Source organism: Limnobacter sp. G6BE5S (genome assembly GCF_058448965.1).
The window spans coordinates 330,653-355,039 of sequence record NZ_JBZFLM010000002.1 but is presented as its reverse complement, the minus strand read 5'-3'; the positions used below and the strand labels follow the sequence as shown (position 1 = coordinate 355,039).

20 protein-coding genes are annotated in these 24,387 nt (G+C 51.6%); 11 read left to right on the top strand and 9 right to left on the bottom strand.

What is annotated here, in order from left to right:
- Window positions 1–62 precede the first annotated feature (62 nt).
- Window positions 63–1,736 carry an aminotransferase class III-fold pyridoxal phosphate-dependent enzyme gene (locus ACVL1J_RS04790; RefSeq protein WP_341236425.1) on the top strand — a complete coding sequence of 558 codons (1,674 nt, stop codon included), beginning with the start codon at window positions 63–65 and terminating at the stop codon, window positions 1,734–1,736.
- Here the strand turns inward: ACVL1J_RS04790 and ACVL1J_RS04785 are convergent.
- From ACVL1J_RS04785 to ACVL1J_RS04770, 4 genes are all read right to left on the bottom strand, one after another.
- On the bottom strand, window positions 1,673–2,305 hold the full coding sequence (locus tag ACVL1J_RS04785; protein WP_159570053.1) for a hypothetical protein: 633 nt from the start codon (window positions 2,303–2,305) through the stop codon (window positions 1,673–1,675). The two genes, ACVL1J_RS04790 and ACVL1J_RS04785, sit on opposite strands and share 64 nt — an antisense overlap.
- Window positions 2,306–2,767: 462 nt before the next feature.
- Entirely contained in the window at window positions 2,768–3,955 is a 1,188-nt protein-coding gene (locus ACVL1J_RS04780) for an acyl-CoA dehydrogenase family protein (protein WP_341236426.1), read from the bottom strand.
- A gap of 27 nt (window positions 3,956–3,982) precedes the next feature.
- Window positions 3,983–4,753 carry a 3-hydroxyacyl-CoA dehydrogenase gene (locus tag ACVL1J_RS04775; RefSeq protein WP_159570051.1) on the bottom strand — a complete coding sequence of 257 codons (771 nt, stop codon included), beginning with the start codon at window positions 4,751–4,753 and terminating at the stop codon, window positions 3,983–3,985.
- Between the two features lie 106 nt (window positions 4,754–4,859).
- Window positions 4,860–5,756: a LysR family transcriptional regulator gene (locus ACVL1J_RS04770; protein WP_341236427.1), complete on the bottom strand. Its 897-nt coding sequence runs from the start codon at window positions 5,754–5,756 to the stop codon at window positions 4,860–4,862.
- A gap of 101 nt (window positions 5,757–5,857) precedes the next feature.
- On the opposite strand from ACVL1J_RS04770, the gene ACVL1J_RS04765 reads away from it, so the two are divergent.
- Window positions 5,858–6,820: a sodium-dependent bicarbonate transport family permease gene (locus ACVL1J_RS04765; RefSeq protein ID WP_159570047.1), complete on the top strand. Its 963-nt coding sequence runs from the start codon at window positions 5,858–5,860 to the stop codon at window positions 6,818–6,820.
- On the opposite strand, the gene ACVL1J_RS04760 is transcribed toward ACVL1J_RS04765, so the two are convergent.
- Window positions 6,817–7,743, bottom strand: a complete 927-nt coding sequence (locus tag ACVL1J_RS04760) for a LysR family transcriptional regulator (protein WP_159570045.1) — start codon at window positions 7,741–7,743, stop codon at window positions 6,817–6,819. The two genes, ACVL1J_RS04765 and ACVL1J_RS04760, sit on opposite strands and share 4 nt — an antisense overlap.
- Before the next feature lie 96 nt (window positions 7,744–7,839).
- Between ACVL1J_RS04760 and metE the strand changes: the two genes are divergently transcribed.
- The 4 genes from metE (at window position 7,840) to ACVL1J_RS04740 (ending at window position 14,138) form a co-directional block, all read left to right on the top strand.
- Window positions 7,840–10,188, top strand: coding sequence for a 5-methyltetrahydropteroyltriglutamate--homocysteine S-methyltransferase (gene metE, locus ACVL1J_RS04755; protein WP_341236428.1), 2,349 nt, complete (start codon window positions 7,840–7,842; stop codon window positions 10,186–10,188).
- Between the two features lie 77 nt (window positions 10,189–10,265).
- On the top strand, window positions 10,266–11,459 hold the full coding sequence (locus ACVL1J_RS04750) for an acetyl-CoA C-acetyltransferase (protein WP_341236429.1): 1,194 nt from the start codon (window positions 10,266–10,268) through the stop codon (window positions 11,457–11,459).
- Between the two features lie 17 nt (window positions 11,460–11,476).
- Entirely contained in the window at window positions 11,477–13,237 is a 1,761-nt protein-coding gene (locus ACVL1J_RS04745) for a monovalent cation:proton antiporter-2 (CPA2) family protein (RefSeq protein ID WP_341236430.1), read from the top strand.
- 1 nt (window position 13,238) lies between these two features.
- Window positions 13,239–14,138: a mechanosensitive ion channel domain-containing protein gene (locus tag ACVL1J_RS04740; protein WP_159570037.1), complete on the top strand. Its 900-nt coding sequence runs from the start codon at window positions 13,239–13,241 to the stop codon at window positions 14,136–14,138.
- Here ACVL1J_RS04740 and ACVL1J_RS04735 read toward each other — a convergent pair.
- Window positions 14,108–16,996, bottom strand: a complete 2,889-nt coding sequence (locus ACVL1J_RS04735; RefSeq protein ID WP_341237145.1) for an EAL domain-containing protein — start codon at window positions 16,994–16,996, stop codon at window positions 14,108–14,110. The two genes, ACVL1J_RS04740 and ACVL1J_RS04735, sit on opposite strands and share 31 nt — an antisense overlap.
- A 5-nt stretch (window positions 16,997–17,001) precedes the next feature.
- Entirely contained in the window at window positions 17,002–17,715 is a 714-nt protein-coding gene (locus ACVL1J_RS04730) for an N-acyl amino acid synthase FeeM domain-containing protein (protein WP_159570033.1), read from the bottom strand.
- A 192-nt stretch (window positions 17,716–17,907) separates the two neighbouring features.
- Between ACVL1J_RS04730 and ACVL1J_RS04725 the strand changes: the two genes are divergently transcribed.
- The gene (locus tag ACVL1J_RS04725; protein ID WP_341237146.1) at window positions 17,908–19,131 is read left to right on the top strand and encodes a saccharopine dehydrogenase family protein; all 1,224 of its coding nucleotides are present in this window, start codon (window positions 17,908–17,910) and stop codon (window positions 19,129–19,131) included.
- A 23-nt stretch (window positions 19,132–19,154) separates the two neighbouring features.
- On the opposite strand, the gene ACVL1J_RS04720 is transcribed toward ACVL1J_RS04725, so the two are convergent.
- The gene (locus tag ACVL1J_RS04720; RefSeq protein WP_341237147.1) at window positions 19,155–20,204 is read right to left on the bottom strand and encodes an META domain-containing protein; all 1,050 of its coding nucleotides are present in this window, start codon (window positions 20,202–20,204) and stop codon (window positions 19,155–19,157) included.
- Between the two features lie 92 nt (window positions 20,205–20,296).
- On the opposite strand from ACVL1J_RS04720, the gene ACVL1J_RS04715 reads away from it, so the two are divergent.
- The 3 genes from ACVL1J_RS04715 (at window position 20,297) to ACVL1J_RS04705 (ending at window position 21,925) form a co-directional block, all read left to right on the top strand.
- Entirely contained in the window at window positions 20,297–21,304 is a 1,008-nt protein-coding gene (locus ACVL1J_RS04715) for a hypothetical protein (RefSeq protein ID WP_341237148.1), read from the top strand.
- Between the two features lie 94 nt (window positions 21,305–21,398).
- Window positions 21,399–21,659, top strand: a complete 261-nt coding sequence (locus ACVL1J_RS04710) for a hypothetical protein (protein WP_159570026.1) — start codon at window positions 21,399–21,401, stop codon at window positions 21,657–21,659.
- Between the two features lie 20 nt (window positions 21,660–21,679).
- Complete coding sequence (locus ACVL1J_RS04705) at window positions 21,680–21,925, top strand: hypothetical protein (protein ID WP_159570024.1); 246 nt, start codon at window positions 21,680–21,682, stop codon at window positions 21,923–21,925.
- Between the two features lie 11 nt (window positions 21,926–21,936).
- Here the strand turns inward: ACVL1J_RS04705 and ACVL1J_RS04700 are convergent, their stop codons facing one another.
- Window positions 21,937–22,599, bottom strand: coding sequence for a hypothetical protein (locus ACVL1J_RS04700; RefSeq protein ID WP_341237149.1), 663 nt, complete (start codon window positions 22,597–22,599; stop codon window positions 21,937–21,939).
- Window positions 22,600–22,914: 315 nt separating this feature from the next.
- On the opposite strand from ACVL1J_RS04700, the gene ACVL1J_RS04695 reads away from it, so the two are divergent.
- On the top strand, window positions 22,915–24,384 hold the full coding sequence (locus ACVL1J_RS04695) for a NarK family nitrate/nitrite MFS transporter (RefSeq protein ID WP_341237150.1): 1,470 nt from the start codon (window positions 22,915–22,917) through the stop codon (window positions 24,382–24,384).
- The last annotated feature ends 3 nt before the right edge of the window (window positions 24,385–24,387 follow it).

The following is a 24,387-nucleotide window of genomic DNA, read 5'->3' as shown; positions in this document are numbered from 1 at the left end:
TTTAATCAGCCTGTCACCGAGATGGCGTACAACCTTACCTGTTGTATTTGACAGAAATGTGTATGAACCTTGACAGCCTGACTTTGTTAATCGGCGCCAGCGCCGGCGCTTACCTGGTATTGAAAGCACATCGCCGCCTTCAGTTGTCCCGTGCAAAACACCCGGGATTGAGCGGCCACGTGCGCATGGCCAAGCGCGTATCGAAATTGATACCGCATTACACCCTGGAAGGCGATTCGTTTTTCAGTTGCGATGAAGCCAGCGACTTGATTGTTGAGAAACGCCGAAAAGGTTTTCAGGATTTGTCAGCCCGGCTGCTTGCACGTGCCCCACAGGGAAAACGCTTGCTGGAACAGGCGATCAGCAGTATTTCAGATGCCCAATTTACCCACAAATACCGTGTTCCTTTTCAGTTTAGAAACATGGTGAACGAGAACCTGTTGCCTGCGCTTTTTCTCAGCAAATCAGAAGGGGTTTATGTGTGGGACATCGACGGCAACGAGTACATCGATGTAACCGGCGCCTACGGCACCAACTTGCTGGGCTATGACACCTACAAAGGTTTTATTCGACAAGCCGCCACAGACATGGATTCGCTTGGACCTGTGCTTGGCCCCTACCACCCGGTGGTACTGGACAACACACGCCGAATTTTGGCCTTGGCCGGGCAAGATGAAATTTCATACCACATGAGCGGTACCGAGGCTGTGATGCAGGCGGTGCGCCTTGCCCAATACCACACGGGCCGCCAGCGCATTGTGCGTTTTGCAGGTGCTTACCACGGTTGGTGGGGTGATGTTCAGCCAGGCATTGGCAACCCGGTGAGCGCGAACCGCACACTGACTTTGCAGGAAATGAGCCAGCGCACCCTGCATGTGTTGGCTACACGAAAAGACATCGCTTGCGTGCTTGTCAACCCGCTGCAAGCCTTGCACCCCAATGCCAATGCGCCCGGTGATTCGGCTTTGATCAGCAGTGGCCGAAAAGCAGGCTACGACAAAGAAGCCTACACACAATGGTTAAAGCAGCTGCGGCAAGTGTGCACGGAAAACGGCATTGTGTTGATACTGGATGAAGTGTTCTTGGGATTCCGCCTGGCCAAGGGCGGTGCGCAAGACTATTTCGGCGTGCGGGCCGACATGGTGACCTATGGCAAAACACTCGGTGGTGGTTTGCCCGTGGGCGTGCTGTGTGGCAAGGCTGAACTGATGAAGCGCTACCGCGCGAACAAACCTGCAGACATTTGCTTCGCTCGTGGCACTTTCAATTCACACCCCTACGTGATGCAAACCATGAACCTGTTTCTCAAGCACATTGACGGGGTTGAGGTAGAGCGCATGTATCAGAATGTGGATACCACCTGGAATACGCGCAGAGCGACGCTGAACAAACGACTTGTTGATCTTGAATTGCCGGTTGAAGTACAAAACATGACATCAATTTTCACGATTCTGTACAACAAGCCATCGCGCTTTAACTGGATGTTTCAGTTCTACCTGCTACAAGCGGGAGTAATGCTTAGCTGGGTCGGATCAGGACGAATGATTTTCAGCCACAACTACACCGATGAAGACTTTGACGTGCTGTGTGATCGCTTTATTCAGGCGGCCCGCTGCATGCAGGCCGATGGCTGGTGGGACACCAGCGAGGCCTGCAACAGCAACAAGAAAATTCAGCGGCGAGTACTCAAAGAGACTTGGCGTGCCTTGACATCGTCCATGGGATCAATCAGCTGACCCTTCAACAAATAGAAAGGTGATTTGTAGTAAATTTTTACGTCATGGAATGGGTCAGTGATAATTTTCAGAGCCCAAACCAAACCTGTTTCAATGTCCCGAATAAAAAACAGGTGAATGGTTCTGAACACCAAACCACCAAGACCCAACCACAACCACGACTCACCCACGCTGCGCACAAAGCTTGCAGTGTCGGCACCTGTTGGTGGCAAGCCGAAAGTGGACGGACTAAACCAGATCAGCACTGGCAATGCCCCCCAAATGCTGAGCAAAATGATTTTGCGGCGCAGGTTGTAACCCACTTTGATGTCTTCTTTGTGATCGTGCGTGGCATCGTTCACATAATCGTAAGTTTTGGGTTCGAAAAAGAAGTGACCAATTTGACGACTGGTCATGGCCACCAGCCAGGCTACCAAGGCAGCTGACACGGGGTCGATGAACAGCAGTACATAACCAAACAGGAATGAGAGTGCACTGAGCAAGTGCAGGCTTTGGTTGATGCGGCTGTGGTGATAATAGCGGTGGTCGTCCCAACGCTGTTCGTGCAAAGTCTCGAAGATTTTTTTCATGTAGGCAACAAAAGGAAGTGTTGAAAAAGTACTAACTTCCCTTTATGCCAGTGTGATGTTGCCGTTTTGTGTCCAATCATCGCAATTGCTTAATCAGCGCGTACTTCATCGCTGCCGATTGCGCGATAAGACAGTGACAGATTGGCCGGTCGGTGAATGATTACGCACGCCCCGGTGGCTGGTGGTGTTAGGTGACCTGCTGCTGTCTATGCGTCAGCCAACTCGGCAGTGGGTTTGCCTGTTCCGAACTTCAAGAAAACCGCCCCGGTTTGGATTCATTCGCTGCGTTTGGCGACTAGCCAACACCGAGGCTCGGCCATGTCTTTTGCCGAGCTCGGTGAGCAAGAATGAATTCAAAAAGGGATCAAGCGGTTTTCAGTGAGGAATCGGGCAACCCCGCCGAGTTGGTAATAAAGTCGGCAACCCCGCCGAGTTGCGTGAACAACCGGCAATGCCGCCGATTTACCGCCCCAACTCACCTCTCGCAATCACTTCTTTCATGATCTCGGAGGTACCTGCATAAATAGTCTGCACCCGCGCATCTGTGAAGAATCGGGAAATCGGGTATTCCTCGGTGTAGCCGTAGCCACCAAACAATTGCAAGCATTCGTGCGTCAACTTCACCTGCAACTCAGTCGACATCAGTTTCAGAATTGATGCTTCTTCAGTCGTCATGGCACCCAACTTGAACCGCGCTTCACACTGCTTCAAATAAGCTTTGGTCAATTCAAGCTGTGCGCGCAGTTCGGCCATTTTGAACCGGGTGTTTTGAAACTGCGCAACCGTGCTGCCGAAGGCCTTGCGCTGAGTGACGTAGTCTGCCGTAATCGCCATGGCACCTTCACAGGCACCCACCGCTTGTGAACCCAAGCCCAGGCGCTCGCGCGGCAATTCCTGCATCAGGTAAATGAAACCTTTGTTTTCTTCACCCAGCAAAGCGTTGGCAGGCACGCGCAGGTTGTCAAAAAACAGCTCGGCCGTGTCGTTGGAATGCTGGCCCATTTTCTTGATGCCCTTGCCTTTCTTGAAACCAGGCAAGGTGCTGTCCACCAAAAACAGACTGATGCCCTTTGCGCCTTTGGTGGTGTCTGTTTTTGCAGCCAACACGATCAAGCCACAATGCAGGCCGTTGGTAATGAAAGTTTTTGAGCCATTGATGACCCACTCGTCACCATCACGAACTGCGTTGGTGCGCATGCCAGCAAGGTCGCTGCCGGCACCGGGTTCGGTCATGCCGATTGAACCCACCACTTCACCAGTGACCATGCGGGGCAACCACTGCGCTTTTTGTTCAGCCGTGCCCAGGTTGTTGATGTATGGCATCACAATATTGGCGTGCACATTCAGTGCAGTGCTCAGCGAATGCAGGTTCAAACGACATGTTTCTTCAAGAATCATCAGGGCGACTTCGAATGGAGCACCCGCAGCACCAAACTCGTCGGGCATGTCTGGCCCAAGCATGCCGGCAGCACCCAGCATTAGCCAGGTTTCTTTGGGCATCCAGCCGTCTTTTTCCCATTGGTCGTAATGCGGAATCACCTCTTTTTCAAGGCAGCGCAAAAGCATGTCCCGAAACAAAGTGATGTCCTCATTTTCAGCAATTTTTGATTGATCCGCTGATTGCCCGATTAATTGGTCCATTGAGCCCATGATGATTCCTTTCTTGAATTGCTTCTGTTACTTCGCCTGCATACGGATACTGCCATCGATGCGGATGGTTTCACCGTTCAGGTAATTGTTCTCAACAATGCTGACACACAGGTGTCCATATTCCGCAGGTGCACCAAAACGCTTGGGGTTTTGAACCATGGCGATCAGGGGCTGACGGTATTCTTCAGAAACGCCCTGCATCATGGGTGTGTCGAAAATACCGGGGGCAATGGTCATGACACGAATACCATAACGACCCAGATCGCGTGCCATGGGCAATGTCATGCCGACCACGCCACCTTTACTGGCCGAGTAAGCGGCCTGACCGGTTTGACCATCAAATGCAGCAACCGAGGCGGTGTTGATGATCACACCACGTTGCCCATCTTCATCGGGCGTGTTCTTGGCCATGGCTTCAGCCGCCAGGCTTGAAATATTGAAGCTACCGATCAAATTGATGTTGATTGTTTTTGCAAAAGCTTCCAGCGGCAAGGCCTTGCTGTCGCGGTCCAGTGTTTTGCCAGCCGTGCCCACACCTGCACAGTTCACTGCAATGTGGATCGCACCGAAGGCAGCCAAAGTTGCATCAATACCGGCACGCGCGGAGGCAGCATCGGCCACGTTCACTTTCTGGAAAATTACTTTGCCGGGGTGCGCGGCTTCAGCGGCTTTGCCGGCATCTTCGTTCATGTCGAACACTGCAACCTTGGCACCCGCTGCAACAAATTGCTCCACGGTTGCCAAACCCAAACCAGACGCACCGCCGGTGACCACAGCCACCAAATTATTCAAATTCATTCAAAAGTCTCCTGACTGACTGTTTTTATGGGGTAGAAACAAAGACTAACGCAGAATTGCGCAATGTAGTGGAGGATGAATTCGAACGAACGTTCGTTTTTACAATTTAACGCCCTTTTTTTAAATCCACATTCAGGTAGCGCCAGAAATCAGCCGCCACCGGCGAAGGTCGCTTGCCGTTGGGGCGAACGGTGTACCAGTTGGCATGAATTGGAAAGCTTTGCACATTCAGACTTTGCAAGCCGTCCGTGGCGGAGCCCGCATTTAGGGCGTGTTCAGACAACACGGCCAGTCCCATACCGCCCTGAACCGCCTGTTTAATCGCCTCGTTGCTGCCCAATTCAAGCCGCACAGTTGGCTCAAAACCAAGGCTTTCAAAATGTGAATCGCAGGCCAGGCGTGTACCCGACCCCCTTTCGCGCAAAATAAATGGATACCGCGCAAGCTCGGTGTGTTTGATGCGTTTGCGCTGGGTTAAAGGGTGCCCTGCAGGCGCAACCACCTGCAAGGAATTGGTCATGAAAGCCCTGGCCTCGACGTCCAGGTTCGCAGGCGGTTTGGACATAATGTAAAGGTCGTCCAGATTGTGTTCAAGCCGCTGGATAACCCCGTTGCGGTTCAACACCTCCAGAGAAATTTCAACCTCCGGGTACTTTGTGCAGAAATCGCCCAACAAACGGGGCACGAAATACTCCGCAGTACTCACCACGGCCACGGTCAACTTACCCCGCCTAAAACCCTTGATGTCATCAATACGCTGCTGAAACCCTTCCAGTTCGGCCAGCATATTGCGTGCTGTGGCCTCCAGCTCAAGGCCGGCGGGCGTGAGATAAACCGCCTTGCCAATGACCTCGTACAGGGGCAAGCCCACCGATTCAGCCAATTCCTTCATTTGCATGGACACGGTGGGCTGGGTGACATGAAATTGCCGAGCCACCGCTGTAATGCTTTTCAAGCGGGCCAATGCGGAGAACAGGTTTAATTGTCGCAATGTGAGGTTCATTTTTAAACATAACCTTTTAGTGATGATTTTTCTCTTTTTTTTGATTTTACATGATTGTTTCTTATCCATAGTATTGGCGCACTTTCATTACCGAATGCATCATGAACAACTTCACCGACCCCGCCATTCTTTTCTTTCTACTGGGTATTTTCAGCGGCCTGGTTAAATCCAACCTTGAAATTCCCGCGCAAGTTGGCCGTTTTCTGTCCTTGTACCTGCTCATGGCTTTGGGTTTGAAAGGTGGCTTTGCCTTGCATGAATCTGGCTTTAACACGCAGGTGCTGGGCGGTTTGGGCAGCGCCGTATTGCTGGCGGTCGTGGTGCCTTTGATCAGCTACCCGATACTGAAGCGTTGCACGTCGGCATTCGATGCCGCGGCAATTGCTGCCACCTACGGTTCGGTCAGCGCTGTTACCTTCATTACAGCCGTGCAGTTTCTTGAAAAGTCCGATATCGCCTACGGCGGACACATGGCCGCCGCCATGGCACTGATGGAATCGCCCGCCATTATTCTGGCAGTGCTGTTTGCCAACGCAGCGCGCAAACAAACACAGGGAGCGAATTCAGCGCCCGTTCCCGGAAAAGGATTCGGCCACTTGTTGCAGGAATCATTCACAGAAGGCGCGCAGTTGCTGCTACTTGGCGCAATGCTGATTGGTTTCATGAGTGGTAGCGCGGGCAAAGAAGCGATGCAACCGTTCACCGGCGACCTGTTCAAGGGCATGCTGGCCTTCTTCCTGCTTGACATGGGTTTGAGCACGGCCAAGCACCTGCCAAAACTGAAGGCCGTATCGAAATGGATGATTGCCTATGCGGTGCTTGCACCGATTGCCCACGCCACCCTGGCCTGGTTACTGGCCAAGGCCACGGGTGCAAGTGTTGGCGACACCGCCCTGTTAATGGTATTGGCTGCCAGTGCTTCCTACATCGCCGTGCCTGCGGTGGTGCGCTATGCAATACCTGAAGCCAACCCCAGCCTGTATGTGGGGCTTTCGCTGGGCATTACCTTTCCGCTGAATATTTTGGTGGGCATACCCGTGTATGTGCAATTGGCGGGTATTTAAATCAACAACTCAATCCCGTCCAGTTCCCGCGCGCACACTTCACGCATCACCGCCACAAAATCGGCGGTGTAATGCTTGCCCGCAATCGCTTTGGGTAAAGCCGCATACAAGGTAGACACCAAGCCCTTGCGGCCCAGCGGCACTTGGGCCACATAACCACGATCCACGTAACCTTTCACGGCCCAGGCTGGCAAGGCTGAAAGCCCGCGCTTGCTGGCCACCAGTTGCAGCAGGGCCACGGTCAGTTCACTGCTGCGGCGCTTCACCTGCACACCGGCAGGCGTTAAAAAATGCTTGATTACATCCAGCATGTCGTCGGGTACCGGGTAGGTCAACAAGGTTTCACCAGCGAAATCCGAAGGCTTTAAATACGCACGTTTGGCCAGTTTTGAATCCACAGGCACAAGGCCCACCATCTCAAACCGAAATAGCGGAAATGAAACGATGCCCTCTTCCTCGCACAGCTCGGACACAATTGCCAGTTCTGCATCGCCTTTGTGCAGCAGACCGACCGGGTCTGCATGAAAGCCGGAAACAATGTCCAGTTCCACTTCAGGCCAGCGGTTGCGGTACACATCCATTGACGGCATCAACCAGTCAAAGCAAGTGTGGCATTCCACTGCAACCCGCAGCGGGCCACCCGCACCCTGCTTCATTTGCAATATATCCAACTCGGCTTGATCCACCTGCCCCAACACCTGCCCGGCCAATTGCAACAAACGCTGGCCCACCACGCTAAAACGGCTTTGCCCACCCTGCTTGTACACCAGTTCTTCACCAAACCAGTCTTCTAGCGCCTTAACCTGATGCGACACGGCACTTTGCGTAATGCACAACACGTCGGCCGCACGGCTTAAGCTGCCAGTTTGCTCAATGGCTTGAAGGGTGCGCAGATGGCGCAATTCGAGAATGCTTTTTGACATGAATACAATTCACTATTTAGACGAATATTATTCGTTTGAATAATACCCTGTTTGTGCCGATCATGATGTTTTAATTGCCACACAAGAAGAAACACCATGATCAAGACACACACCCTGGGCTTTCCCAGAATTGGGGAAAACCGCGAACTGAAATTTGCATTGGAAAGCCACTGGCGTGGCGAAACCGATGAAGAAGCATTGCGTACCGCCGCACATGAACTGCGCCTGAAACACTGGCAAGCCCAAATTGATTCCGGGCTTGATTTCATTACTGTGGGCGACTTTGCCTTTTACGATCAAATGGCCGATCACATTCAATTGCTGGGTTGCGAACCTGCACGCTTTGAGTTCAAACCACAACAAAGCAAACTACAACGCTACTTCACCATGGTTAGGGGAAAGTCGACCGAGAACCACAGCTGTGGCCATGTTCACGAAACCTGGGCACTGGAGATGACCAAGTGGTTCGACACGAATTACCACTACATGGTGCCAGAATTCACTGCAAGCACGGCGTTCAAGGCCCACACCGCAAGCCTTGTGGAGCAAATTGAGCAAGCCAAAACGCTGAACCATCCAATCAAGGTCAGCTTGATTGGTCCGCTTACATTTTTATTCCAAGGCAAAAGCAAGCAGGCCGGCTTTGATCAGCTCCATTTGCTGGACCAACTGCTGCCCGTATACGGACAAATTTTGAGCGAACTCAAAACCCATGGCATTGAATGGCTTCAGCTGGATGAACCCATATTGGGCCTGGACTTGCCCGCCAATTACCTGGCAGCGTTCGAGCGTAGCTACCTGCAACTGAAAACAAGCGGTGTAAAAATTCTGTTGGCCACTTACTTTTCAACCACACAAGGGCACACCAGCCCGGTGTGTAAATTGCCTGTGGATGGCTTGCACCTGGATTGCGTGCGCGCCGGGGAAGACTTGCCACTTGTACTGGACTGGCTGCCCAACTACAAAGTGCTGTCGCTGGGCTTGATTGACGGGCGCAACATTTGGAAAACAGACTTGCAAGAAGCTCTAAACCAAATCGCCAAAGCCTTTGATGCAGGCAAGGGCGAGGTTTGGCTTGCACCGAGCTGTTCACTGCTTCATGTGCCCTATCAGTTTGGCAACGACAACACGGTCAACCCGCTTGTGAAACCCTGGCTGGCTGGAGCCATTGAAAAACTCGAAGAACTGGAATTGCTAAAACAAGCCAGCAAAACGCAATTGCAGGGCAAAGCTTTAAGCGGTGTACTGGCCACTGTGTGGCATGAACACCAAAGTGTGGTGAAGCAACGCGCCAACAGCCCTTTGCTGAACAACCCCGAGGTGAAAGCACGCCTTGCAGCCCTGGCCCCCAAGGCCGACCAACGGCAAAGTGAATTCGCAGTGCGGCAAACCAAGCAACGGGAACGGTTTAACCTGCCCGCCTACCCCACCACCACCATTGGATCTTTTCCACAAACCAAAACCATTCGTAACCTGCGCGCACGTTTCAAGAAAAACGAAATGGATGAAAAAACCTACTGGCAACACATTAGCCAGGAAATTCGCCAGGCCATCGAGTTTCAGGAGCGGATTGGTTTGGATGTGTTGGTGCACGGCGAAGCCGAGCGCAACGACATGGTGGAATATTTTGGTGAACAGCTTGAAGGCTTTACTTTCTCGGCCAATGGCTGGGTGCAAAGCTACGGCTCGCGCTGCGTGAAGCCGCCCATTCTGTTTGGCGATGTGGCACGCCCCAAGGCCATGACTGTGGATGTGGCCCGCTTTGCCCAAAGCCTGAGCGAAAAACCCGTGAAAGGCATGCTGACAGGCCCGGTCACTATTTTGCAATGGAGCTTTGTTCGAAATGACCAAGCCCGTGCCACCACGGCACTGCAAATTGCCTTGGCCATTCGCGACGAAGTTGCCGACCTGGAACAGGCTGGCATTGGCATGATTCAAATCGACGAGCCCGCTTATCGCGAAGGCTTGCCTTTGCGCAAAGCGCGTTGGGATGATTATTTGAACTGGGCCAGCAAAGCGTTCCGCATTTCAGCAAGCCCGGTGAACGATGACACACAAATTCATACGCACATGTGCTATTCCGAATTCAACGACATCTTGCCTGCCATTGCCGCCATGGATGCCGATGTGATCACGATTGAAACCAGCCGTTCCGACATGGAATTGCTGCGTGGCTTTGGCGAATTTCATTACCCCAATGAAATTGGCCCCGGCGTTTACGACATTCATTCGCCCCGCGTACCGGGACAAGATGAAATCGTTCGCCTGATCCGCAAGGCAGCGCAGGTTATTCCACCTGAAAATCTGTGGGTCAACCCCGACTGTGGCCTGAAAACCCGTGGCTGGGAGGAAACTGAAGCGGCCTTGGCGGTGATGGTCAAGGCAACAGCCGTGTTGCGCGCAGAACGGCTGAACAGCAACAAGACTGAAAAAACTGCCGCATAATTGCTGCAAAGGGCTTGCCAAAGCCGTGGCTCACGGGAAAATAGGATCAATAAGATCTATTTTCCCGGAGACCCACCATGACCCACGACCCAATCGTGATCGTATCGGCTGCCCGCACCCCCATGGGCGGTTTTCAAGGCAGCATGTCCAGTTTTACCGCAAGCGAACTGGGCGCCCACGCCATTCAACACGCCGTGCTACGCGCAGGCCACCCCACCCTGTCCGAAAAAGTCGATGAAGTCATCATGGGTTGCGTGTTACCTGCAGGCCAAGGCCAGGCCCCTGCCCGTCAAGCTGCGTTAACCGCAGGCTTGCCGTTGAGCAGCGCCTGCACCACCATCAACAAAATGTGTGGTTCAGGCATGAAAGCAATCATGATGGCACACGACAGCCTGTTGGCTGGCAGTACCCAGGTTGCCGTGGCGGGCGGCATGGAAAGCATGAGCAATGCCCCCTACCTTCTACCCAAAGCCCGTGGCGGTATGCGCATGGGGCACGGGCAAGTGATGGATCACATGTTTCTCGATGGCCTTGAAGACGCCTACGAGAAAGGCCGTTTGATGGGCACCTTTGCCGAAGAATGTGCAGACCAATACAGCTTTACCCGACAAGCGCAGGACGAATTCGCCATTCGATCCTTGGCACGCGCCAAAGAAGCCACGGAAGACGGCAGCTTTCAATGGGAAATCGCCCCCATTGAAGTGGCCAGCCGCAAAGGCACTGAACTGGTCGGCACCGACGAACAACCCTTGAAAGCCGACCCAGCCAAAGTGCCCACCCTGAAACCCGCCTTTCGCCGCGACGGTGGCACGGTCACAGCCGCCAACAGCTCTTCCATTTCCGATGGAGCAGCCGCTGTAGTCATGATGAAACAAAGCCACGCAGAAAAACTGGGAATCAAGCCATTGGCGCGCATACTGGGGCACAGCACCCATGCGCAAAAACCAAGCTTGTTTACCACTGCGCCGGTTGGTGCGTTACAAAGGCTGTTCGAAAAAACCGGTTTGAGTTCGACACAGGTTGATTTATTCGAAATCAATGAAGCATTTGCCGTGGTGACCATGGCCGCCATGGTTGATTTGAACTTGCCCGCTGACAAAGTAAATATTCACGGTGGAGCCTGTGCGCTGGGTCATCCCATTGGCGCGAGCGGCGCCCGAATTGTTTGCACATTAATTGGTGCACTGAAAAAAACCAATGGAAAAATTGGTGTGGCCAGTTTGTGCATTGGTGGCGGTGAAGCCACAGCCCTGGCCATTGAACTGATCTAAATAAAACGAGAGATAAAATGGAAAGTGTTGTTTACTTTTTGCTGGCGGCAGCGCTGGCCGTGCCTCTGTTCAAGAAACTGGGCTTGGGTGCGATTCTTGGCTATCTCGCTGCCGGGGTGGTGATCGGTCCACAGGTATTGGGGCTGATCGACGACCCGGAAAAAGTACTGCACTTCTCGGAAATTGGCGTCATTTTACTGCTGTTCGTAATCGGCCTTGAACTGGAACCGGCCAAGCTGTGGGCCATGCGTGCCCAAGTGCTTTTGCTGGGTTCGGGTCAACTGTTTATCACGGCAGGCATCATTTACGGCGTGCTTGCCTTCATGTTCGAAATGAACAGCAACGCCGCCTTGGTGATCGCATTGGCCTTGGGCCTTTCGTCGACTGCATTTGCCATTCAGTTAATGGCCGACAAAGGCATCTTGGGCAATGAAGATGGTCGGCGCGGCTTTTCCATGCTGCTGTTTCAAGACCTGGCTGTAGTTCCCATTTTGTTCGCAGTACAAGCCTTGGCACCTGTTGAACCCGACACCGACCCCGGCCAGTGGTGGCTGGCACCCGCGGCCATTCTGGGCTTGATTGTATTTGCGCGTTACCTGATTAACCCCGCCTTGCAGTTCATGTCTCGCTATGGTGGCCGGGAAATCATGACTGTGGTGGCCCTGCTGATTGTGCTGGGTGCTGCAGTGGTGATGGAACATGCCAACCTGTCCATGGGCCTGGGTGCTTTCATGGCGGGCATGATGTTGGCGAACTCTTCGTTCCGTCATCAACTTGAGGCCGATGTGGAGCCATTCAAAGGGCTCAGCCTTGGCTTGTTTTTCATTTCGATCGGCATGACCCTGAATTTCGGCCTACTGGTTGAATCTCCACTTACAGTCATGTTGGGCACCTTGGGGCTGATGTCCTTGAAAGCCGTTGTCATCATCGGCCTGGTGATGCTTGCCGGCGTACCCTTCCCGCGCGGTCTCATGTTGGGTTTGATGCTTTGCCAAGGTGGTGAATTTGGCTTTGTGATCATGGCGCAGGCCATGGACCTGCGTCTGCTGGGCGAAGGTACGGCAGGCATGGTCAATTTGATGATCGGCATTTCAATGGCACTGACCGCACCTGCAGTGCTGTGGTTTGAGAAGTTCACAAACAAACAGATTGCCAAAGCGCCGCAAAATATTGAAAAATTCGACTCCAGTGAATCTGAAGCGCTGATTCTTGGATTCGGTCGTTTTGGTCAGGTCACCGGGCGAATACTGGCGGCCAACCAGATTCACTTCACCGCACTGGACAAAAATGCCGAACACATCGAGTTCGTGAAAAAATTCGGCAATCAGGTGTATTACGGCGATGCTTCCCGAGCCGAAGTTCTGGAAGCGGCGGGAATTGGAAAGGTTCGTACCGTGATTGTGGCAATCGATGACCCACAAATGTCGCAGGCCATCGTAGAGTTTATTGTTCACCACTACCCCAAGATCACCATCATTGCGCGCGCGCACAACCGGAACGATTACCTTGCATTAAAAGCTGCAGGTGCCCATTCCGTGGTTCGAGAACTTTTCGCGGGCGCTCTGGAGGCTGCCACCGAAGCGCTACATGCACTGGGCTACAGCGACGGCCAAGCCATGCAAAAGGCCGAAACCTTCAAGCAACACGATGAAAACCTGCTGAACAAGCAAGTCAAGGTGGTCGGTGATAACGAAAAAGTGATCGAAATAGGTCGACAGGGACGCGAGGAACTAGAGGCCATTTTCCAGCAAGACCAACGCGCAGCCAACCGGGGTTAAGATGGAAATCCTCCAATTTTTTAAAGACTTGGAACCCAGCGTTGAACAGGTTTTCACTTTTCTGGAAGGTCGGCTTGGCAAGCTGATTTTGTCAGTTGCACTCATCATGCTGGCCACCACCATCAATCGCTTGATGCACTGGCGGCTGTTGCGTGAAACCCATGCCTCGCCACCTCAAACCGGCAATGTTCGCGCCACGTGGGTTCGTCGCAAAAACATTGTCTGGGTAACTGCCTTGCTTCTGGTGTTGGCATTGTGGTCAGGACAAATTACGGGCTTTCTGATTTCACTCGCAGCCATTGGTGGTGCGCTGTTGATTGTCAGCAAAGAATTCATTTTGTGCCTGTGGGGCGCACTGATTATTTCGTTGAACAAAAGCCTGCGCATTGGCAGCACCATCGAAGTGGGGGAATTTACCGGGCAGTTGGTGAATACGGGTTTTGTAACTTTCGAGCTTGCCGAGATTGGCCCCTCAAAAAAACAAACTGGCCGCCTGCTGAGTTTGCCCAACAGCCTGGTGTTTACACAGGCCATGAAAAATCTGTCGGTGTATGGATCTTATGGCATTCACCTGATTGATTTCCATTTCGACAAGTCGGTAAAAATTCAGGCTGCTGAGCAATTGACACTCAAATTGGCCAATGAAGCTGGCAAACACTGGATTGAAGAAGCTGAACGGCATTTTTCGGCAGTTGAGCGCGATAATTTTGTCGATTTGCCCAAAGCACGGCCCGAGGTATTTTGGGCCAGTGTGGACGAAAAATGTTTACGCATGACCTTGCGGTTTGCCTGCCCGCTAAACAAGCGGGGGCAACTTGAAAAATCAATCGTGAAACGTTTTTGGGTTGAATACAGCGAATTGGGCAGCACTCAGCAAGAAACAGACTCCAAAGCATCCTGAATCATTCGTGCCCGGTCCTGATCGGGCATCAGTTCCAGCGTGCTGTTCAAATTCAAGAAACGCTCGCATTCAACGGCCGGCGACACAAGGTAGCCTTGCACATAATCGACGCCAAGTTCTTTGACCTCGCGAAGCGTGTGTAAGTCCTCTACCCACTCGGCCACACATTTACAACCCAAGTCGTGAGCCAATCCCACAATTGCAGTGACCACGGCATGGCTCTCTGTGCTGTGGCAAATGTTTTTCACAATGGACCCATCAATCTTGATCACATCGGCATGCAAGTCCATGGCATACCTGAAGTTGCTATATCCCGCACCAAAGTCGTCAAGCGCAATGCGCACACCCAAACTTCTTACCTGTTCAATGAAACTTTGCACTGCCTGCAAATTGATCACCGATCCCACTTCGGTAATTTCAAGACACAACTTTGACGCATGCTGCTTGTGCACCCGAATTAAAGCCAAAGTATCTTGAAGAAAAATTTCGTCGTTCAGCGATCCAGGTGACACATTGATACTCAATACACTGAGCCGGTCCAGTTGCCTGGCATGCTCCGCGAGAAAGTCGAGTGTGTGACTTAATACCCAATTGTCCAGAAATGCAGTGTGCCCGCCTCGTTCACACGCTTCTATCAAAAACCCGGCTGAATTCAGCTTACCGTTTTCCCCTTTGATTCTTAACAATGCCTCGGCATATAGCGGGCCATCATGTTGATTCAATGCCAGTATGGGCTGCCAAGCCAGAGTGAGCCCTGCCGGTAGTTTCTGGTCATCCAGTCGTCGTATCGTTCTGGATTGATCAAGCAAGCTGCGGGTTTGATTCTGTTCAAAAACCACCCGCTCAACCTGGCTGTTGCGTTTGGCCTTGGACTTGGATTCACGCATGGACATTTCAACGGCCTCCATGACATCGAGTACATTGTCGACCAGGCCCTGATAAACCAGCGTCGCCAGCACGGCGACTTGTATGCTTCGACCATCAAATTGAAAAGGCACGGATTCGAGTTTTTTCAAGAAGGCATTGAATGCCTCCTCGGCCTGAACAGAATCATTGTGATGAATCATCACCGCGAACTGGTCGATGTGCAGTCGAGCGATTTCACCGTGTGCATTCATGTGGCGATACAGTTCGGTGTGAAAGGCTTGTAACAACTGATCAGAAACTGCAAGGCCATACGCACTGATCAAACGTGAAAACTGCTGAATGTCAACGCAGAAGAAAGTGAAACTGGCAGCACGCTTGTTCAGTTTGTTGTGAATTACATTTTGCAATCCCCTTCTGTTCAGTGCGCCAGTTAACTCATCGTGCGTGGCCTGGTACTGCAGGGCCAACTCCCGGTCTTTTCTTGCCGTGAAGTCGGCAACAACGCCAACAAGCTCGCGATGATCGCGGCTCACCACCAGTTCATACCAACGTGTTTGCCCTTCCCCTAGGACCACAGGCAATTCGCGGCGCGATGACTTGCCCGGCGACTCAAGCAAATTAAACAAAGAGGCAAGGCGCGGCGGCTGAAGAAAATCCAGTGTTGGCTTGCCTTCACGATTCAGGAAAAGATCAGTGAACTGCTTGTTGAAGTTAAGCAGTTGACCATGACGCGTACAGGTGAACATGGCGGAGGGCGCGATATCAAATACATTCTCGAGACGTTCATGGGCCTGTTTGATTTCCTGGGCGGCCAATTGTTGTTGCCATTGTGCCTTGCGCAGAAACTCGGCCAAGGCAACAGCAGTCATGACGCTGGCCAATACGGTGACAGATGCACTATTGAAATACTGCAACAAAAACCGCTGGTCAAACCAGGCAGACAACACCTCGGCGACTGCGCCAGTGAGCGAAATCATCATGGCCGCCAGATAATAAATGGCAACCCTGTCTCGCTTTTCCAGAAAATTCTGGGTAACTACCCAAGCCACTGCCGACGCCGCCACAAGGCTCATTGGCCAAAACAGCTCAAGAAAAGTGCGGTAAGGTGAAAAAAGAGCAAGCAAGATCAACACAGCGCTGGCGAATTGCAGCGTTCTCAATACGCCCAGCCACGATTCGCGCCGAATATTCTCAAATAAATGCCAAACAATCAGTACTGTTGAGGTGAAATACATGGCCAAGGCCAGCATGCGAGCCCGCATCAGTGGTTCGGCGAGCAACTCAAATCCAAATATCGAATGGTCCCAGCCCTCAGACAAAGCCACCAATCGAAGACTTGCAAACAGCCAGAACCCGTAGCACACAAACAAGGTGCTTCGGGTCATGAATGCAGCCACAGCCACCATGCCAATCATGAGATAAAGAACGCCCTCGAGAAAACTTTGACGTCGCTCGGCAATCAAAATTGCCTTGTTGAAGTCTGCACGGCTCTGCAAACCAATTTCAAGACTGGCTGGCCCGACAAACTGGAATTGACAAAGTATTCCCTGTGGGTTCGCCGGTCCTGAAAAGCTCGCAGACAACACACGCCCTTGATTGGTTTCAAGCGGGATTTCCCGCAAGGATCCGTCGGAGTCACCAAGCCAGCAACTTGATTGAACCAGGTGTCTTGACCGGAAAACCATTTGTTCATATTGCAGCGGCATAGTCTGCGACAGATCGGTATAAATCCAATAGGGCGTTTCTTGCAAATGGGTACGCAGCACATTGCGCCGAGGCTCATTTTTAAGTTGCTCCACAACATTGAACAAGCTGCCCTGCACCTCGTTTTGATTAAGGCTTGCAAAACCCAGTGGCAACTCATGCGGTCTGTTTTGATCAAGTACCGACAAGTTGACAAAGGACACCAGCAAGAAAAAACCCAGCAAGACCAATGACAAAAAAGGAGTCCAAGGTGTTTTCTGAAATGAATCTGCGACTGCAGCGTGCATAAACATCATCCAATTGAACGCAGTTTGCTTTGCGTTTCCAGTTGCAAAGTACGCATCTGGATGTTTTGCAACAAATCAGGATGAGAACTTGAGAAATAAACGGAGTGCAGTGGGTTTGTACTCAGCAACCAACGGGCTTCAATTGTGAATACATCAAACCAGAGTATTCGATGAGGAATCATGCCGATGTGATTCATCTCGACAAACTCACCGGGCTGTAGAACATCCTCCAGTTCAAACCGGCGGTACTGCCGATCGACCGGAAAGCGCACGCACAGGAAACAGCGATCGACCGAGTTTGCACGGCTATACCAGTAAGCCGCTTTGATCAGCATCAGCCTTAACGCAAGCCCGTTGGAACGCGCCGGTATGGCCAGCCTGGATATTTCGGCGATTCGCCCGCTTTTCAAGGCTTTGGGCAATACAAAAGATTCTTCAAGACGAAGTTGTTGTTGCTTGGCAATTTGAACCCGGACAGTACCAATGCAACTGCCGTCGAGCTTTGAGAAAGCAAGCAAGACAGCCGAGTCAGGGTGGCGATCATCTGTATCAGGCAATGCCAGTTTTGCGCCCAACAAGGGAAGGTGTTTGCCGTAGGCCAGATGACGGGCTTTCGCAGCCAGTTCCAGTTCATGATCGGTTTGTGCAATCGCAATCCAGAAAGGCAACAATTGCGAGCTTGAATCTGAGAGAAAATTGACTGCTGAAAGACTGGGCATGGAGTTCTCCAAAGTATGGACTCACCTTAAATATTCCACATCCAATTTGCGTCCCCCCGATCGGGTTAAAGCTCCGGTCACTGCTTATCACCCTTAGGGCCTATAAATAATCAGTATTCGGAATATCAGTACAAGGTTTATTGAGTGTGAGAGAATCTCGCAAAACACAATAACTTCAGGAGATACAGTGCAATGAAAAACAAAGAATTCGATTTGATTGTCTTTGGAGCAACCAGCTTTGTGGGCCAGATTCTGGTGCAGTATTTGTGGAAGCGACATGGCTTGAACGGCGAAATCAAATGGGCCATTGCTGGTCGTGACTCCGATAAGCTGGCTGTGCTTAAAAATCGCTTGGGCGAACAGGCCCGTGAACTTCCTGTTGTGTTGGCCAACGCCAGCAAAGAAGATGACCTGCAAACCCTGTGTGCCAAAACCAAAGTGGTTGTTTCAACTGTTGGGCCTTACGCCCTTTATGGCTCAAGCCTGGTGAAAATTTGTGCCGAAACGGGAACCGATTATTGCGACCTGACCGGTGAGGTGCAATGGATCGCGCGAATGATCGAGGCCCATGAAGAAACAGCAAAAAAAAGCGGCGCACGCATTGTGCATTGCTGTGGATTCGATTCAATCCCCTCGGATCTTGGGGTGTTGTTTTTGCAGAAAGCAGCCAGCGTGCAATATGGCGAGCCTTGCCAACAAATCCGCATGCGGGTTAGAAAACTTAAAGGTGAGTTTTCGGGTGGCACCGTGGCCAGCATGATCAACGTGACCCGCGAAGTTGCAGCCGACCGCTCTCTCGCGAAAAAACTGGCCAATCCTTATTTGATCTCCCCTGCCCGCCTGGCTGCACGCCAACCCAATGTGAGCTTTGCAGAGTTTGACCCTGTTGCTAAAAGCTGGCTGGCTCCTTTTGTGATGGCGGGCATCAACACGCGCGTGGTCCATCGAAGCAATGCCCTGCAAAACTATGGGTATGGCAAAGAATTCAAATACGATGAAGCCATGATGACTGGCAACGGATTCAAAGGCCGACTAACGGCAATGGGGCTGGCCGGTGGTATGGCTGGCTTTTTGATCGGTGCTGCACTGCCACCAACACGCTGGGCGCTTGAAAAGTTTGTGGTACCCAAACCAGGCGAAGGGCCAAGCGAAAGTTCTCAGAAACGTGGCTCGTATGATCTTCGCTTTTACGGTACTGGCAGCAAAGGCAACAAGCTGACCGCAAAAGTGACCGGAGACATGGACCCTGGTTATGGTTCAACCGGGAAAATGCTGGGTGAGGCGGTGGTCTGCCTGGCTTTGGACATTCAGGAACAGCCAGGCGGATTCTGGACCCCCGCTTCGCTCATGGGCGAACAACTGATCGGCAGGTTGCAACAACACGCAGGCCTTACCTTTGAGTTGCTGCCAAACTGATCAGGCCACAAAGCGACTGCCGTTCAACGCGCTTCGAACCGGACCAGCAAACGTCCAAGCTGGTCGTACAACTCCATACGCTGGCCCAGAATGTTCCAGCTTTTAACCTGGGTCAGCGTCATGATTAATTCATCATCGACGTTGCCTGCTTGCAAACAAGCCATGCGGGTGGCGGCAATCATGTTGGTCTGAATCGAATTCCCTTCCACCGAATAAGTGCCCACAAGCTGGTTGCAGCCGCCCGAACCACTCAAACGGTTGTTCTCTGCATGAAACATCAAGCCCGGTGGACGCCCATTCTCGGGCAACACCACGAGCTTTCCGCTGAGTTGGACCAGTGTCCAGAATTGATCTTTCAAATTGGCTGAATACAAGCGTGGGGAACAATCTGCTTGTGCGATGGATTCAAAACGCAAGGGATGCACGCTGGGTACCAAGCGATTGCCTTCCATGGAAGGTGCGGGCTTGATGTGTGCATACAGTGTGGCCAAAAGCGCTTGAGCAGGTTGCTCGCGGCGCTGCAGATAAGCCTGCTCGAGCTTTATATTGTCGCCAGTGGGCACCACCGGAAAAGCCAGTCCACTTGCACATTCGGTAAACAGGGCTGCATCTGCCAGATATTGATAAAGTCCGTTAAGCGGAAACAGTTTCAAATCCAGAGAGTCAACAGATGCAGTGCGCATTAACTGGTAGTTGAGATCTGAAAAAATGGTTCGCGCTTCCAGGTCCAGCATTTCAATTGCCTCAGCGGATTTCACCCGAAAATATCGAATTTGTGAGTTTTGTCCCTGCATGACCAACACATTGCCATGATGCGACATCACCCAACGCCCCAAATCATTTGCTTGGTTGGGAGACGGTTGCCCCGTATAGATTTGGCGAGAGAAAAAGCTGCCATCGGCTTGCAAGGTAATATTTGTTTGAATGCCTTCACAGTTGGCACATGGCAAATTGCCTTTAAACGTGGCCGGCAACTGGGCAAGCGGCACAGGCACGGCTTCAGTGGCTTTCACCGCGCCAGACCAGAAAAACACCAACGCCAATAGCAATCCTGCATCGAGTTTTTTAAACATCACGCTTCTCCAGCCAAGTTGTCTTTTCTTCATTATTACATCCAAACTTTTGCCGACAAAGTACAAGTTTCATCTCATCTGGAGTTTCTTGTATGCGCATTCGCCCCTTGCTTGCCTGTCCGCTTTTCCTGTTGCTGCCTACGTTGGTTGCATGCACGGGTGAAGAGCCTGTGGCTGGGCCGACAACACGCACCACCGCATCGTCACTTGAACAGAACTCACCTTGCTTTAACAACGCGTGTGCAAGCCTGCAAGAATTACTGACCGTTCCCGATGCCGAGAACATGATTTTCTCAAATGATGGGCGACTGTTTGTATCCGGTGGGCAGTCCGTGATCGAGGTCGTAAAAACCAACAATGAATTTGTGGCCAAGACGGTATCGAACGGGACTTGCAATTTCACTGGCTTGGCAATTGCCAGAAACACCCTGTATGCCAACTGCGGTGACGGCACCCTGTGGGCCGGGGCGCTGAATCAATCACCGACGTTGATTGCACCTGTGTTCAATTACGACAGCATGGCTTTTGCCAACGGGCTTACCAGCAGCGGTGATGGCCAAACACTGTACGCAGTAGATGGTCCGATCGCCACTGGGGGATTACCATCACCAAAGATCGTGAAGCTTAAAATGGCCGCCAACAATCCGCTGAAAGTTGACAACCAAACCACCTGGCTAGACCTGGCTGGTCGTTTTCCAAATGGTATTCAACGCCGTGGCAACCTGCTTTACTTCACTGATTCTGAAATACCCAACTTGGGCCGTTTGAATGTGGTGCCAATTCAAAAAGACGGTTCGGCTGGTATGCCCTTGGTGTTGGCAACACTGGAAAGTTTGCCCGATGATTTCTCAATTCTTTCCGATGGCTTCGCGGTAAGTTACTTTTTCACCGGGCAGGTCATCAAACTTAACTTCCTGGGCGAGCAAGTGGATGGTTTTAATCCACTGACCTTCTCAACAGGTACGTCTCAAGTCATGCAGGGGCGACCGCCCCTGTTTTCAAACACCGATTTGTTGGTGACCGAGAAAGGGATTCTGGGTGAACAAAACAGTCCCGTCGGCAACAAATTGACAGTTGTTCGCAAGGTGAGCATCAACTAGACACCGTCTGCACTAAAAATCTCAAAAAACCACTTGTATTGATAATAGTTATCATTTACGATGAATTCTCATTTGAATAAAACGGGAGTTCTTCATGCAGCAGGAAAACTGTACCGCCCAACTTGGCCAGTGGTTGGCCGGTAGTGAAAATGGCTCAGTCTATTACTGTCAAGAAACAGAGGTGGTCTCACTGTGCCTTCACTACATGACCATGCGCTTTGAAGCCAAAGCCTTTCGGGATTTACTTGGCATGATGGGCTTTGCGCAAGCCGAAATTCAACGAATTAAAAAAGCTTTGGAGCACCCCACCCTGCAAAGCCACAACCGGCCTGTTGCGGGTGGCGCCCTGCACTGATTCAAAAAAGGAATCGCACCATGAAAGCCGCTGCCTGCATGAACAAATCGATGGATACTTTGTTAATTGAAAATGACGCCCTGTGCAGGCAGTTGGCCAAGCTGCAAGAGCGTGCCAGTGAGTTGATACAAAAACGATCTGCCGAGGTGGAACAACTTTCTACTGTGGTGGAATACCTGAGCGCTGAACTACACGACCGAGAGGCAATGATTCTGTTTTTGCGTACCAAACTTCAGGAGTTCAGGAAAATCGCTGAACTCCAGTGAGCTGGTTCAACTCAGTTTGTTTGAAGGTAACCAAAATCAAATTTGTGCGTGTCGTCATCAACACGCACAGTCACCGTAATGTCTTGCGCACTGCTGGCCGACAATTTTCTGGACACAATTATCTCGCCTTGTGTTTGTTCACCAGGGCGAACCACCCTGGGTTTCAAGCTGTACTTTTGAATCCGCTCAAAATCGGCAAACGCCTGCTGAACGTCTACACGGTCATTGAAGTCGGTGTGCAAAAACACACTGCCACCATGAAAACCACGATGAAATGGTGAGTGATAAAAAGGCGAATAAAAAATGGGGGCTCGCATGCCATAGAAGGACAAGCGATTCTGTACATCCTGGATTTGCGCCTCGTAACTGACCACAGCGGCTGGCTCACCGTTGAAGGTCACAGTGACGTTTTCAGTTGAAAACTCGACCGGAAATTTTCCGTTATTGACAAAAGTGACATTGAAGCGCGGATTGTCAAACTGCCGCATTGAGTTGTAAACGGAACCCACTTGCACCATGTGCTTTTTCTTTGAGCTTAGCGACTCGAAACCCTGATTTTGAACAGGTACCTGATTCTCGGCCACCACGGGTCGGACGCTGTACATGGACACGCACGCACTCAAAAGCAATGCAGACCCGACCACAACACTTGTTGACACGCTAAACATTCGCATTTGAATCACCTTTCACTGCTGACGTTGCTGCTGGTAAAACCCACTTTATTTTATCGATATTTCATAGACAACAACAGATCGCCTTGGTTCAGTGTTGCTGAGTTGGCACGTTTTCTGCATTGCAACATGTATACGGACAAAATGCATTCCAAAGGTGGAATTTGCACTGTTCGAGAGGATTGCCCGCACTTTTTAAGTGCGAAACAACAATTCAATGCAGCAAAAACGGGCAACGGCGCTCACCTATTGATTGGATCGACAGATTCGTATCAAGGGTGGGCGCTTTTTATTTTTAATTCAAAGTGAGCACGCGCCATGAACGATCACGCAAAACTCAATCTGTTTTCTTTTGCAGGAAAAATGAAAATTCTGCACATGAGCTGGATGGTATTTTTTATTACATTTTTCGTCTGGTTCAACCATGCCCCCATGCTCGGTGCCATTGCCGAGTCGCTGAGCCTGAGCAAGGAACAGGTTAAAACCCTGCTGATTCTGAACGTGGCACTGACCATTCCAGCCCGAATACTGATCGGCATGCTGACCGACAAATTTGGCCCCCGGATTGTGTATGCGGTCTTGCTGTTTGTGTCTGCATTTCCGTGCTTCATGTTTGCCTTTTCAACTGATTTTGCGCAAGCTGCCATTTCACGGTTTTTACTCGGTTTCATTGGTGCCGGGTTCGTGATCGGCATTCGCATGGTCAGTGAATGGTTTCCGGCCCACCAATTGGGCACGGCCGAGGGCATTTACGGTGGCTGGGGCAACTTTGGTTCCGCTGGCGCGGCCATGCTTTTGCCCACAATAGCCCTGATGTTTGGTGGCCCCGATGGCTGGCGCTATGCAATCGCAATCACAGGCGCACTGTGCCTGGCGTTTAGCGTGTTGTGGTACTTCAATGTATCCGATACCCCCAAGGGTTCCACTTACTTCAAGCCCAAAAAAAGCGGTGGCATGGAAGTGACCAGCGTGAGCGATTTCTATTTTATGCTGCTGATGAAATTACCCATGTACGGTGCGCTGGCTTTGCTCACATGGAAGCTGTCGCCCGAAGGCGTCAACATGCTCTCGGCTGCTGCTGCAACAGGTATCTATGGCGCGTTGATCCTGATTTTGGTGTACGACTGCTACAGCGCCTACAAGGTAAACAGCGACGTGTTCAAGGCACCTGTACCTGAACTGCACCGTTACAAATTCAAGCAAGTGGCCGTGTTGAATGTGCTTTACTTCGCAACATTCGGTTCGGAACTGGCTGTGGTCTCCATGTTGCCGTTGTTCTATCTGGAAACATTTTCGTTAAGCCCAGTGTATGCGGGCCTGGTGGCTTCCATGTATGCCTTCATGAACCTGATGTCACGCCCGGGTGGCGGCTGGATCAGTGACAAGTTTGGCCGCAAACGCACACTGCTTATTCTGACCGCCGGTTTGGCTGGTGGCTACGCCCTCATGGGCTTGACCAACGCCAGCTGGCCATTGTGGCTTGCGGTGATCACCACCATGGCCTGTTCCTTCTTTGTGCAGGCCGGTGAAGGTGCTGTATTTGCAGCAGTGCCTTTGATCAAGCGCCGCCTAACCGGTCAAATTGCCGGCATGACCGGTGCTTACGGCAATGTGGGTGCAGTGGTTTACCTCACTGTGCTGTCGTTTGTCAGTTACCAGGCCTTCTTTTTCGTGATTGCACTGACCGCTGTGCTTGGTTTCATTACACTGTTATTCATGGAAGAACCCCAAGGTCACATGGCCGAGGTGAAGGAAGACGGTACGGTTGAATTGATCAAGGTAGGTTAAAAA